The following is a 13,313-nucleotide window of genomic DNA, read 5'->3' on the forward strand; positions in this document are numbered from 1 at the left end:
CAGATTTTAGTATTTAGTTACAAAACACCATAATATCCGTAAATTAAGGCACGAATTAGAATTTACTCAATTTTATAGGTATCGTCAAGAGGATAAACAAAATACTATTGACCGATCATAAAACCAATGTTACAATATAGCTATAGTTATTATGAGGAGGAAAAATATATGAAAAAACGTATTATATTTTTTTTAATTTTGTTGGTGTCATTCCGGATTTTTGCAGATTACAAATCCGAATATGACAATCTGCTTTCGGCAAGAAATATAAAAGGGATTGCAGCTCTATTACCAAAATGGGAAAAGGCAGAGCCAAAAAATCCTGAACTCTACATTGCCTATTTTAATTATTACCTGCTTAAAGGTCAAAGATCTACACAGTCACTTGACACCTATAAGAAGGACAATACCAATTCATTGGCATTAGTGGATCAAAAAACAAATAAAATCGCGGGATATTTAAACAATAATATCTGGTATGAAAAAGAAGATGTCGATAAAGCCTTGTCATATTTGGAAAAAGGATTAAAATTCGGTAAAAACCGCTTGGATATGTATTTTGGAAGAATTCATATTTTAGGCGAAATAGGAGAATATGAAAAGCAATCACAGAAGATTATCGAAGTTCTAAAACTTGGAAAAGAGATAAATCATAAATGGCTTTGGAGCATGAATGAGGTAATTCCATCATCAGAAAGTGAACACTTTTTTCTAATTTCTATAAACGAGTATTATAAAAACTGGCTTCAAAAAAGCTCCCCTCAAACCTTAAATGCTGCAGAGAAAACAGGTGAAGCCCAATTGAAACTATATCCTAAAAATATCGAAGTGCATAACTATTTATCTTTAGCATACATCGGCCAAGGAAAATTTAAAGAGGCTTTAAATGTGCTATTAAAAGCCGATAAACTCGCAAATGAAGATTATGTAATTATCTTTAATATGGGAAGATGCTATGAAGCCCTAAAGCAATACGATAAGGCAAAAGAATGTTATCTCCGTATGAAAAAAAATCCCAACAAACAAGTTCAAGATATGGCAGACCAAAAACTTTCAGAGCTAAAAAAATTGACCAAATAGTTTACAAAAAAAACCGTGTAATCGGTACTAGGCAAAAACACCGATTACACGGTATCTAAACCCTTGAATTCCTATCAAAATATAATTAGAATATTTACAAAACCTTTTATGGGAGAAACAAAAATGCTCAAAACCGAAAAAGCCGGAATAGAAGAAGCAAAAACTATTTTAGATATCTATAACGACAGTAACAAGGTTTTCGGAGTTGTACCGGAACAAGACATAATTGAAACCTTTGAAAATATGATAAAAACCGAAAATACATATATTCTATATGAAGATAATCAGGCAATCGGATTTATATCACTTAAAGATAAAAATACTCATGGGCTTATTTCAGCCATATACATCAAACATAAAATACAAAGAAAAGGATACAGTAAATACATTTTAAATTTTATTGAGCAAGAAGCAAAACATATAGGTTTGGAATATCTTATACTGAAGGCTCTTAAAATGTTTGAATGGACAATAGAATTTTATAAAAAAAACAGCTTCACAATCTTTGATAAAAAAGAAGACGAGCTGCCGTTTATAACCGAATATATTCCGCCGGCAAAATGGGAAGTTATAATGATAAAAAGGATAATGACATGCAAATAAAAACAGATATTGAATTTTCAAAAGAAGAGGTTATCAATCTTTATGAAGAAGCCGGCTGGACGGCATATACAAAAAACAAAGATAAATTATGGCAAAGTATAACTTCATCACTAAAAATATATTCTGTTTTTGTTGACAACGAATTTGCAGCGATTGCACGAGTTTTAGGTGATGGAATAACAACCATTTTAATTCAAGACATAATTGTAAAACAAAAATATCAAAATAGAGGAATAGGCACGGCTCTTATAAAAACAATTGTAAAAGATTACAAATCGGTACGGCAAACTATTTTACTTTGTGATAATGATAAAAAGCTTATAGATTTTTACAAGAAAAACGGCTTAAAGAATATTCAAGATTATAACATATCTTGTTATGGAATATTAAAATAAAGGAACTTATCAGCTTATGAAAAATGTAGACTGCAATATAGAAAAAATGAATGAAAAATCTTATAATACTATAAAACGGGATATGATTAAAAATTTAGCCGAAACTTTCATTCAAACTAAAAAAACAAATGAATTAACAGCTATTAGTTTAGCAGAAAAAGAGCTCAACGGCATATTGACGGAAGGAGTAAAAACAAAGAATCATAATTTATATGTTGTTAAAAAGGACAGTCAAAAAATAGGCTATCTTTGGTATTTTATAATTACTCATAATAACGAAACATTTCCTTTTGTGATGGAAATAAACATAGATAAACAATATAGAAATAAAGGTTATGGGAAACAAACCATGCTGCTACTTGAAAAAGAAACTATCAATTTAGGTTATAACAAAATAAGGCTTCATGTACTTTTAAATAACACCACTGCTTATAATATGTATAAAAACTTAAACTATAAAACTATTAAAAAAATAGACGATGGAGAAATATTGGAAAAGGAACTAAATGGATGCCTCGCCGGTCATCTCTAAAAATCCGACAAGATTTTTAGAGATGACTTATAAAAAACATAAAGAGTATTTTTAATTATGAAAGAAAACATTAAACCCGATACAATTAAAGACCTTCTCAATTCACACCTTAAAAACGATAATTTTAAAACCCTTGAACCTATTCAACTGGAAGATCATACTTACACGGATTTATTTAAGGGAATAACCGGCGGCAATGAAACTTTTGCGGTAAAATTACGGCAGAAAACGGAGAGTATTAAAAATTCAATTAAATATTTAAATGCTTTAAATGACAGTGAAGACTTTATTTTTAAATATAAAAACCTCATTGAAACTGAAAATTACTATATTTTTATAAGTGAATGGCTTGAAGGTTGTCAGCCTATCAAAACCGATAGACATCTGATAAAAGATTTTTTTAAAAAACTTGCACATTTAAATTTAAACAACACATCTTCGAGCTCTTTTTCTTCAATGTATTTGGACGGGAAAAGCTATCCTTCAATTGAAGAGATGATAAATGCAGAAGCCATCCCCTATCTTGAAATATACATGGGTAAACATGATAAAAAAATTATTAAAAAAAATATTGAAAATTTAAACCTAGGCCTAGGCTGTATTATCCTTGAAGACATGAATACGGGAAATATGCTTAAAACAGAAAAGGGCCGCTTAAAAATAATTGATGCCGAACATATTACTTCCGGTTTAAATTTATATCAATTTGAACATATAAATATTTTAGGCTTAAATAAAAAAGAATGGTATAATATTACCGATGAAGCAAAAGAAGTTTTAAATGCATATTTTTCCGAAATAGGTGAAAGTAAAAACAAAGCTTTTTTACAAATAAAAGCCGTCGCAGTTTTAAGCTTTTTAAGAGAGCTTTATTTTCAAGTTTGGCAAAAACAAAAAATAGACTATTCCGAAAAAGATAGAATTTTTGATATAATATTAAACTGTGGGATTGAAGAGATTCTTTAAATCATGAGCATAAAATCAATTAGTCTTACCGATAAAATTATTTCTCAAAAGGAAGTAAAAGACTTTCTTCAAAAAGCTGATCTCAACCAAAGAGGAAGTCTTATCGGCTTATTCGATAAAAAAAAGATAATCGGAGCAGGCAGCCTTTACACAAATTCTTTTCATCCATACAGGGATTATATAAATATCCATATCGATAAAGATTACAGAAACAAAGGATTGGGGAGCCGGCTTTTAAAAGCCTTAAAAGAAAACTCGGCTAAAAAAAGATTTCAAGTTATGTGTTCTTCCGGTAAAGAGGAATTAATTCAATTTTTACTTAAAGAAGGTTTTGTTTTAGCCTGCAGGTCATATAGTTTTGATCTAAAAAAAGAAGCTCAAAATATTTTTTTGTCAAAGGAAACTTCTACTGAATTTAAAAATATGCAGATAAAACCTTTTATAAATTTAAATTCAAAAGAAAAAGAAGAATTCAAAAAAATATTTTACTTTAATTATGCCGACACACACAAAAGCATAAACCCGCTCAATAAAGATATATGTATAAAAGAATTTTCAAATGAAATTTTAGCCGATTGCGATGAAGAAATGTCCTCATGTTTAATTTCTAATAACGAAGTATCAGCCTATGTAATAGTTTACATGGAAAATCTTCCCGAAATCGGCTATCTTGGTGGAAAGATAATAGAAGAAATCGAAACCTATCTAAATTATTTTCAAGTTATAATCAATAATCTATTAAACGCTTATGAGCAAATTTATTTTGAAATAGATGATACCGATTATTATGCTTTTCCACTAATGACGGCCTTGCAAGTTAACTGTAAAGAATCGTATAATACTTATATCCTTGATTAAGATTTATCCCTCAAGTAATTTTTTTTCTACCTCATCGATTATAAAATCGGGAGTTGAAGCTCCGGCAGTTAAACCGACTACGGAATAAGAAAAAATCTCTTTCGGGATTTCAGAGGCATCTTCGATTAACCATGAAGGCTTTTTTGTGTCAACTGCGGTTTGAAAAAGCCTTTTTGTGTTTGCCGAATTTTTTCCGCCTATAACTAAAAGTGCATCAACTTCATAAGCCAATTTTTTTAAGGCAGCCTGCCTATCGTAGGTTGCAGGACAAATCGTATTGAATACCTTTAAATCGGAAATCCTTTTCTTCAAAGCCGAAGCTATTGCTTCATATTCCGAGTCCTTAATTGTCGTTTGAGCAATTAAAACGGCACTCCCGTTTGCACACAAAGAAGAAGGTAAATCTATTAAAGCGGCTTCTTCGGCATTTTGAACGATTAAGCATCTTCCTTCCGCATAACCTGCAATGCTTATAAGCTCTCCGTGGTTTTTATCTCCGGCTAAAATAACAAAGGCTTCTTCAGAATGTTTTTTTGCAAGAGCCTGACTTGCCTTTACTCTGGAGCATGTTGCATCTATCACCTTAGCCCCGCTTTTTTCCAGCTCATCTTTTTTTGATGGAGGAATACCGTGAGCCCTTATTACGATAACGGAATCTTTATAGTCTTCATCTTCGGTAAAATTTTCAGTGTCAATAGTTTTTACACCCATTTGTTTTAGCCGTAACATTGTAGAAGGATTATGAATCAAAGGGCCGAAGGTATAAAGGCCGGATTTATTTTCAGTATTTTCTTTTGCTAGTTTAAGAACCGTATCAACAGCTCTGCGTACTCCGGAACAATAACCTAAAACTTCCGCACGTTTTACAACCATAAAAACCGCCTGAACAAAATAATTTATTGTATGGTTTCATCAATAAAAATACGCGGAACTCTCTTGTTTATATCGCATGTCAGTTCATAAGGAATAGTTCCGGCAATCTTTGCAAGATCTTGGGCCGTATTATTTTTAGGATGTTCTTTTGAAACAGGACCGAAGATACAAACCTCATCCCATCTTTGAACCCATGGAGAAGCGCCTATATCTATCATACATTGATCCATACAAATGCGTCCGATGATCGGAAAAAAATCTTTTCCTATTCTCACTTTTAATCCGCTAAGAGAACGCATGAGCCCGTCCGCATAGCCTATAGGAAGGGTTGCAACAAATGTTTCTTTTTCGGCTGTCCAACATCTATCATAAGAAACGCTTGTATCCTTTTCAATTTTTTTGATAAGCACTACCTGTGTAACAAGCTCCATTACAGGCTTTAAATCTATTAAAGAATTTAGGGATGGAGAGGGTGCATAACCGTAGACCAAGATTCCCGGACGCACCATATCGAATTGGGCTTCGGGATATTGAAGAACAGCTCCTGAGTTTGCGGCATGAATTAATCCGGGATTAATCCCCGCTTTTTTTATTTCTTTTATTGAGTCCTTAAAAACAGAAATCTGTTTTTTTGTAAATTTAATATTTTTTTCATCGGTAGAATCGGAAACAGCGAAATGCGTACACACTCCTTTTAGCTCAAGATTTTCTGCACGGTCTATCTGTACCGCAAGTTTAACGGCTTCCATAGGCGAGCAGCCTATCCTGCGCATTCCGGTATCTATTTTAAGATGAACCCCGGCTTTTTTATTTAGTTTTTTTGCAAAACGGTTTAAATCGTTTATAAACTCCTCATCTATAACCAAGGGCTCAATATCGTATTTTAAAAGCTCAGGAATTTCTTCAAGCACGGGAAGACTTAAAGAAATAATCGGGGCTACAATACCGGCCTCTCTTAATTCGACAGCTTCCTGAATGGAGGCAACAGCCAAATAAGAAACGCCTGCCCTTATTGCTGCAACCGCAACCCTCACAGCCCCATGCCCATAGGCATCGGCCTTGACCGGAAGACAAATCTTTACATTTTTGTTAAGCCGCTTTTTTATTTCTTTAATGTTATATTGTAAGTTATCCAAATGGATAATAGCCTTTGTCGCTCTCATAAGAATATTTTATACATTTATAAAGTTTTATGCAAGACCGATGAAAAATGTACATCCGTGTACATTTTTCATCTTAGAGTTTTGCTAAAGCAAAACTCTCGAAGTATGGAACCACCGCCTTCCATGGCGGTTGGGGGTGTACATCCTTGTATATTATTTTTTACGGCTAAAAATACGGTAATTTATATCTTTAAAAACGGGATACTTACTTTCGCGTTCTGAAAGCCACTTTGCATCAGGCGAATCGGCTCCAAGGGCCTCATAGGCTGCCGTAAAAGAATTGACATGCTCTACAAAACGCCTTTCTGCAAAATCTTTAAGCTGCGGATCATTTATATAAAGGGGCCAATAAACGGACTGTAAAAGAAGCACCTCTCTCGCCGCAGCATTTAAAACGCGCTCTTTTAAGCTGCCGTCTGCAGGAAACATTTCGACAAGATCGATCATCCTCTCGGTAATCTTAACGATATATCTATACATCCAGTCGTTTTCTTTTGTTAAAAGTTCATCCGCATAACCTGACTTTAAAAAGGAAGAAAAAAACGGCTTAATAGTATAAAGCTGCTTAGACAAATTAGCGGCATCTGAAGGTAACATAGTTTCCAACTCTTCATTATCATTTATCAGCCTAAAAACCCGCTCAAGCCAGATAAGACCTTCACACCATTTTTTACCGAAAAAATCGGATGAGATAATCAAAAGGGAAAACGGTGATTCACCCCCCCCCGTTTCTTTAACGGCTCTTAAAGCCTCTGCACGAGAGTTTACATAGGATTCGGCATCTGCCAAAATTTGAGCATGAGCTTTTTGTATGTCATAAGGAGTTTCTTCTTCATCCCTTGACCAATACCTGAACCCTATTGCCCGCCTGCCCTTTGAAGTATCGAATACTGAAGCTAAATATTCTTCGGATTGTCTAAAGCCGACATCATTTTCCACATCAATATAAACCTTATTTTGAGGAAACCCGTTGAGCTCATCATAAATAGAATTACAAGCGGAAAGATCACAGGCTAAAAATTTTAACCCGTTTTTTGAAGCTGCTGCCGAAAAAACACCGGCAGGCGGAACCTTATCCGAAAGCAAAAAACCTTCCGAAGAAACAACCGTATAATCATAACCGTAACTTCTTATAATATCATCCAAACCGTCAAAATAAGCCATTGAAGGAATCCAAAAACCTGAGGGAACAGAGCTGAAATGCTTGCGGTAATTTATCTGCCCCATTTCTATCTGTGCAGCAATAGCTTCCGGCATACTCAAAAAAAACGGTAAAAAAGAATTGGTTGCAGTCGTTGCCAACAGCTCCACATAACCTTGACGGGCAAGATAATCAAACTGCTTTAAAACATTTCCTCCGCAATCTTCAAAGATACGCTTATCATCATTAAAACGCTTTAAGTTGTACTGAATAAGTTTTTTTGTCTCTGCACATTCTGCAAAGCATTCGAGTTCTTTTTTTGCAAACTCGATTTTGCGCTGAACATGTTGACGGTATCTATCCTGCAAAACCTTGTCGTCAAGCATATCGCATAGTGCGGGTTCAAAAACAACACCTATTTTAAACGGAATATTTTCTTTTTGTAAGTTAGAACACATTTTCAAGACAGGCAAATAAAGATAAGATAAAGCATCAAAAAGCCAATCCTCTTCTATAAGGCCCTGCTCAACTTCATTGCATACATACGGCAAATGAGCATCCAAAATAAAAATTAATTTATAATCTTTCAATTTTCGGCTCCTCTTTTCCCCTAAAGGCCTGACGATAATTTTTAAAATGCTGTTTTTTTAACTCGGAAATTCCTGAAAGATATACCGACGAGCTTACATCATTGTCAAGAACGCATAAATTATTAGGAATATTTTTCCGTCTAAGCCTTATAAGATTAGACTTTGCTAAAACGGAAACCTCTCCTTCAATTTTACGGGAGCATAATTCAACCCTTGTTACCGAATCTTCAAAAGAAAGATAAAAATATCTATTTCTATCCGCCTCTGCCACATCAATATCAAAATAATCGTATGATTCGGACAGATTATTTTCAGACAGCAAAAGAACCCTTAAAAAGAAAGAGTCAAAATCGGGATCATCCACTAAATTTAGAAATTCGGGCTTATAAAAATCCCAAAAAGCAAAGGCCCACATTGGGTCCCTGAGCAGCACATGAATTTCAGTCTTGTTGTAGGAAAGAGCCAAGCCGGCATTTCCTTTACCATCCATTTCATCATCTAAAAACAACTCATCATTGCTGACCTTTAAAAGCTTGCTATCAGATACATTAGAATCTTCGTCTATTTCAAGCAGTTCTTCAATTATTAGATTTCTGCATAGCCCTTTCGGTACAAATATGCCGTAATCATCGGCAATTTGTAAAAGCTCATCCGTAGAAACGGATTGTAAATAACTTTTTGATAAATTCACACATTTCCCCTAAATCAGCGGATTCCGCCGCCAACTACACTATTAAACTAGTCCATAATAATGCAAAAAAAAAGCCGTTATGTCAAGAGAAGTAAACTATAAAACAGCTTTTTAACGGCATCATGGTAAAATTATCGGCATTTATACTTGGTTTCTGAATATGTCAGAACTCATTGAAAAAAAACTCCTTTTATGGTATAAAATAATATATCAAGTTGAACCAAAATAAGCCGAAAATAAGGGGGGAGGCCCGCTCAAATGCCCAGTATAAAAGAGCTTGAAAAATTTAAAAATCAACTTCTCGCAATAGCAAACGAACCCGAAATTACGGCAAAATGGGGGGAAAGACGTGAAGATCTTCCTTTACCTAAAGAAGTGCCTCTTCCTGATGTAAATCTGGATGACTTATTAGGTTTTAAAGAAGAAGACAAAATTCCTCCTAAACAAGAACAGGATGATTCTTCGGAATTTGATGTGGCAGATATCTTTCCTGCAGAAAAAGATGAAAACGATGGCGCTTCCCAAGACTTTGACAACATGCTTTCCGGTTTGGATCTTGAAGGACCTGATTCATTGGATGACATAGACGGCTTAGATGATGACGGCTTTGATGTACCCGAAGCTCTGCTCTCCGGACTGGGGGATATGGTTGAAGATGCCAGAAGTGAAGATGCCGTAAATACGAATGATGGAACAGATGATATTTTCCCGGATTTTGATACGGACTTTGCAGTACAGGAGCCCGTTTCGGATAAAGCAAATAAACCCGACATAGAAAATATAGCCGATTTAGATGATTTTACTGATGAAATAGCACCCTTAGAAGATGCCGGCACGTCTTTCGAACCTGCCGATTTAGGCATAACCGCATCAAGCGATACCGATAATGATGTAGGCGAACTCGAAAGTATAGATTTTTCACCCGCGAATGAAGGTCTTGCAAGCATGGATTTTGCTCCTCTGTCCAATAATCCTGACAGCATAGATATGTCGCCGGAAATAGATGAGCTTGAGGGTCTAGACATATCACCTGAGAAAGACTCTCCGAAAACTTTCGATCTATCGTCTAAAGCTGATGAACTTGAAGACTCTGACCTATCGCCTGAAAGGGACAAACTTGAAGACCTTGACCTATCGCCTGAAACTGATGAACTTGAAGACCTTGACCTATCGCCCGAAGCTGATGAGCTTGAAGATCTTAACCTATCACCGGAAGACGAAGGCCTTGAAAGTATGGATATTTCTCCCATCACAGATACCCCCGACAGTATAGATCTGTCTTCTCCACAATCTGATAAAGGAGATTTTTCAAGCTTTTCAAAATCATCAGATCCGCAGGGACCCTCCTTTGACGAATCTTTGACGGGAGAAGACTTGCATGGTTTGGAAGAGCCGAGCCCTGCTCAAGAAAATATCTCACCGCCGGGAAGCGGCTTTACAGACATAGATATTCCCGAAATAGACGAGCACACAGCCTTTGCTATAGATGACAATGTTTTAAATACCGAAATGGGCGGAGGAATGGATGATTTTTCCGTTCCTGAAAGTTTTATCCAATTTTCGCCTGAGAAGAATTTTAAATTTTTTGAATCAAAAAAGCCTATAGACGAAGAAGAATATGAGGGAAAAATTCCCCTTTCAATTTCTGAAGATGATTATGACTACCTGATAGAAAGAGTTTCTTCATTCCCTCTCAATTTAAGAATAGAACTTGAAGACTATCTTGTAAATGTGGACGATTCCGAATTAAACAAGATGGAAATCGTTCATTTAATTGTAAATGATGTTTCTCTAAAAAAGATAGTAAGCAAATTAGAAGGTATCTTAGATAAATCCATTCCTATTCCGAGGGGATTCGATAAAAAATCCTATGAAGACTACGAAAAAGAAAAACGCAGCTTTAAGTACCGCTTTGTACATAAAATATTACCTGCAGCAATTTTAACCACTGTAGTCCTATGTTTTATATTTTCGATTTTTGTTCTTGTATGGCAATTTATATACAAACCGGTTGTAGCCGAAGGCTACTATAAAGAAGGAATGACCAGTATAGAATCGGGCCAATATGAAAGAGCTATCAAGCGCTTTGATGAGGCGGGAACTTATAAGAAAAAACGAAAATGGTATTTTAAATTTGCAAATGCCTTCCGTGAAAAAAAGCAGTTTCTATCCGCAGAAACAATTTATGAGCGGCTTTTATCCGACTTTAACCATGACCGCCAAGGCGGTATCGAATATGCAGATATGCTCAGTACCGATTTACGCAACTATGAAAAGGCCGAAAAGGTTCTCAAAAGGGGTGTATTAGACTATCATATAAATGACCAAGGCACTCTTCTAGCCTTAGGAGACGTTTATTTGGACTGGGCAGATGAAGATTCTACAAAGTATGAAGAGGCCAGAAAAACCTATGCAAGCCTTATAAACCTTTACGGATCCAAGGACGTATTTTCAGGAAGAATGATGCGTTACTTTATCCGCACGGACAATTTGGCCGAAGTTTTACCTTTAAAAAACTATTTTTTAAACAAAAAACTGCCCGATGAAGACCTCATCGAACTCAGCGGCTATCTTCTTGAAAAACGGTATGAGCCCAAACCTACCGATTCTGAAAATCTGATAGGCAAAATAGATGATTTGCGGGAACTATTGGAAAAATCTATAAAAAAACGGCCTGAAAGCCCTGAAGCCAATTATAATATGGGACGCTTCTTTTTACACAATCAAAAAAATGAAGCAGCAAAGGATTATCTTGTAAACGCAATAAACCTCTACGAAGACAGCATAAAAATGACGCCCAAACGTACTATCAGACAGATAGATGCAATGCGTCTTTACGGAGAGCTCATAGCAGGCGATAAGCTGTATAACGAAGCTCAAGAAATCTATGCAAAAGCCTTGTCCAAATACGAAGCTTACACAGCTCAAAAGGGCATTTATCCGTCCCCTGTTGTCGGAAAACTTTATGCAAACTATGGAGATATTTCTTATTTTATAGCCGGAGATTATGATGAAGCCTTGGATGCTTACGAACATGCAGTCCGTGAATTAAATAACAGTCCCTCAATTCAATACAAGATGGGCTATATCTATTATCAAAAAGAAAATTATTCGGATGCGATGAAGGCTATGACTCTGGCTTACAGCGAGAAACCCAACGATAAGAACCTTTTATACGGATTTGGAAATGTCCTATTTAAATATACCAATTATTTTGCAGCCCAAGCTTACTATGAAAGACTGATGGAATTACTGGAAGCCGAAAAAATAAGAAAGGGAATTATTTTTCCGCAAACCCGTGTTGACCATGCGGAATTTGTAGAAGACTATATGCACACTTCAAATAATCTTGCTGTAGTGCTTAACAGGATAGCCGTTCAAAACGGAGATTCCAACAAAAACGGAAGAGCCCTATCCTTGTTCGGAGAATCGACAAGGGCTTGGGACGCTCTAAACAGAAATCCGGAAACTATGATTCGGGCAAAAACGATAAACCTAGCTTATGCAAATATTCAAAACATGGTAAAACCGCGCTCTGCATTTGTACCGGAAATCTACAGCGATATACCTAAGACCCTTGAAAACGAAAAGATTCTACAACAAACGGAAGACAGATAGGCGGGAGCGAAAATAAAACGGAGAGAAATTATGATCAAAAAAACAAACTTATTTTTTTCCATCTTGCTTTTAATTTTTTTAAGTTTTAATATCTATACTCAAGAAGCGGCATCAAAACAAGAAATTGAACAAAAAACCGAAGAAACAAATGAGGCGAATCAAGCAGAAGTTTTAAAAAAGGTTCCATCAGACTTCGGTTTTTACATAGGTACGGAAATGGTATTTTCCAGTCTGAAAAAACACGCTGCTCCGCCCTTTGGCGTTGCTTTAAATCTAGGGGCCGAATACGAATATAAGGGAATAAAAATGTTAAGTATAGTTCCCTCCTTGGATTTTTCTCTTTTTCACTATGGTTTTTACAAAAAAAGGGCCTATATTTGCGAAATAGAACATAGGACGGCACTTACAATGAGCTTTTTACTTGATGTTCCTTTTTTAGCAAGACTTGACTTAAAAAGATGGACAATCAGCATGGGCGGAGGCCTTGCTTTTTTTATACGATTCGGCTTACTTGAACCCGGAATAAAACCTGATGCAGCCGGTTCTGATGGATTAACTACAGCAAAAGAAGTGCGGGAAATAAACCGGTATTTTTGGCAAAACGGACGCTTTATTTACCCCTCATTGCGCATTAAGGCCGAATATACCCTAACCTCAGGCTGGAAGGCAGGTGTACAACTTAAAGCTTACCTGCCATTTTCAAACCTTTGGGATAAACTCGTCAACAAGAGTTCAGACGGCTTAATAGTTCAGGCAGGTATTGTCTTACACCCTGCGGTCAAAAAATAGGTATTCGCAAAAAA

Annotated in this window: 12 protein-coding genes; 8 read left to right on the plus strand and 4 right to left on the minus strand. The window is 35.6% G+C overall.

From position 1 onward, the window contains the following. The first annotated feature begins 168 nt into the window (after positions 1-168). The 6 genes from HYB91_RS07595 (at position 169) to HYB91_RS07620 (ending at position 4,434) form a co-directional block, all read left to right on the plus strand. Positions 169-1,080, plus strand: a complete 912-nt coding sequence (locus HYB91_RS07595) for a tetratricopeptide repeat protein (RefSeq protein WP_002670643.1) — start codon at positions 169-171, stop codon at positions 1,078-1,080. 123 nt (positions 1,081-1,203) lie between these two features. Continuing rightward, positions 1,204-1,683 (plus strand): GNAT family N-acetyltransferase, encoded by a 480-nt coding sequence (locus tag HYB91_RS07600; protein ID WP_002677626.1) that lies wholly within the window; start codon positions 1,204-1,206, stop codon positions 1,681-1,683. Continuing rightward, positions 1,674-2,078, plus strand: a complete 405-nt coding sequence (locus tag HYB91_RS07605) for a GNAT family N-acetyltransferase (protein WP_010956877.1) — start codon at positions 1,674-1,676, stop codon at positions 2,076-2,078. The genes HYB91_RS07600 and HYB91_RS07605 overlap by 10 nt, the downstream gene beginning before the upstream one ends. Positions 2,079-2,094: 16 nt before the next feature. Further along, positions 2,095-2,610, plus strand: a complete 516-nt coding sequence (locus HYB91_RS07610) for a GNAT family N-acetyltransferase (RefSeq protein WP_002677621.1) — start codon at positions 2,095-2,097, stop codon at positions 2,608-2,610. 57 nt (positions 2,611-2,667) lie between these two features. Beyond that, positions 2,668-3,576 carry a hypothetical protein gene (locus tag HYB91_RS07615; protein ID WP_002677619.1) on the plus strand — a complete coding sequence of 303 codons (909 nt, stop codon included), beginning with the start codon at positions 2,668-2,670 and terminating at the stop codon, positions 3,574-3,576. Positions 3,577-3,579: 3 nt separating this feature from the next. Continuing rightward, positions 3,580-4,434 (plus strand): GNAT family N-acetyltransferase, encoded by an 855-nt coding sequence (locus HYB91_RS07620; protein WP_002677616.1) that lies wholly within the window; start codon positions 3,580-3,582, stop codon positions 4,432-4,434. 3 nt (positions 4,435-4,437) lie between these two features. Here the strand turns inward: HYB91_RS07620 and ispH are convergent, their stop codons facing one another. The 4 genes from ispH to HYB91_RS07640 form a co-directional block, all read right to left on the minus strand. Next, entirely contained in the window at positions 4,438-5,307 is an 870-nt protein-coding gene (gene ispH / locus HYB91_RS07625; protein ID WP_002677615.1) for a 4-hydroxy-3-methylbut-2-enyl diphosphate reductase, read from the minus strand. A gap of 23 nt (positions 5,308-5,330) precedes the next feature. Then, complete coding sequence (gene alr, locus HYB91_RS07630; protein WP_002670634.1) at positions 5,331-6,470, minus strand: alanine racemase; 1,140 nt, start codon at positions 6,468-6,470, stop codon at positions 5,331-5,333. Positions 6,471-6,623: 153 nt separating this feature from the next. Further along, the gene (locus HYB91_RS07635) at positions 6,624-8,201 is read right to left on the minus strand and encodes a glycoside hydrolase family 57 protein (RefSeq protein WP_002694215.1); all 1,578 of its coding nucleotides are present in this window, start codon (positions 8,199-8,201) and stop codon (positions 6,624-6,626) included. Then, positions 8,188-8,892, minus strand: coding sequence for a DUF4912 domain-containing protein (locus HYB91_RS07640; protein ID WP_002670630.1), 705 nt, complete (start codon positions 8,890-8,892; stop codon positions 8,188-8,190). The genes HYB91_RS07635 and HYB91_RS07640 overlap by 14 nt, the downstream gene beginning before the upstream one ends. A 258-nt stretch (positions 8,893-9,150) precedes the next feature. On the opposite strand from HYB91_RS07640, the gene flcA reads away from it, so the two are divergent. Both flcA and HYB91_RS07650 read left to right on the plus strand, forming a co-directional pair. Then, positions 9,151-12,510, plus strand: coding sequence for a periplasmic flagellar collar protein FlcA (gene flcA, locus HYB91_RS07645; protein ID WP_002677603.1), 3,360 nt, complete (start codon positions 9,151-9,153; stop codon positions 12,508-12,510). A gap of 30 nt (positions 12,511-12,540) precedes the next feature. Continuing rightward, positions 12,541-13,299, plus strand: coding sequence for a hypothetical protein (locus tag HYB91_RS07650; protein WP_002677601.1), 759 nt, complete (start codon positions 12,541-12,543; stop codon positions 13,297-13,299). Positions 13,300-13,313: the final 14 nt, after the last annotated feature.

This window comes from Treponema sp. B152, from assembly GCF_024181665.1.
In the GTDB taxonomy this organism is placed as follows: Bacteria; Spirochaetota; Spirochaetia; order Treponematales; family Treponemataceae; genus Treponema_B; species Treponema_B denticola.

Excerpts from the sequence above, each read along its gene's own strand:
- HYB91_RS07595 (WP_002670643.1), top strand. The coding sequence starts at position 169 with ATGAAAAAACGTATTATATTTTTTTTAATTTTGTTGGTGTCATTCCGG.
- HYB91_RS07600 (WP_002677626.1), top strand. The coding sequence starts at position 1,204 with ATGCTCAAAACCGAAAAAGCCGGAATAGAAGAAGCAAAAACTATTTTA.
- HYB91_RS07605 (WP_010956877.1), top strand. The coding sequence starts at position 1,674 with ATGCAAATAAAAACAGATATTGAATTTTCAAAAGAAGAGGTTATCAAT.
- HYB91_RS07610 (WP_002677621.1), top strand. The coding sequence starts at position 2,095 with ATGAAAAATGTAGACTGCAATATAGAAAAAATGAATGAAAAATCTTAT.
- HYB91_RS07615 (WP_002677619.1), top strand. The coding sequence starts at position 2,668 with ATGAAAGAAAACATTAAACCCGATACAATTAAAGACCTTCTCAATTCA.
- HYB91_RS07620 (WP_002677616.1), top strand. The coding sequence starts at position 3,580 with ATGAGCATAAAATCAATTAGTCTTACCGATAAAATTATTTCTCAAAAG.
- ispH (WP_002677615.1), bottom strand. The coding sequence starts at position 5,307 with ATGGTTGTAAAACGTGCGGAAGTTTTAGGTTATTGTTCCGGAGTACGC.
- alr (WP_002670634.1), bottom strand. The coding sequence starts at position 6,470 with ATGAGAGCGACAAAGGCTATTATCCATTTGGATAACTTACAATATAAC.
- flcA (WP_002677603.1), top strand. The coding sequence starts at position 9,151 with ATGCCCAGTATAAAAGAGCTTGAAAAATTTAAAAATCAACTTCTCGCA.
- HYB91_RS07650 (WP_002677601.1), top strand. The coding sequence starts at position 12,541 with ATGATCAAAAAAACAAACTTATTTTTTTCCATCTTGCTTTTAATTTTT.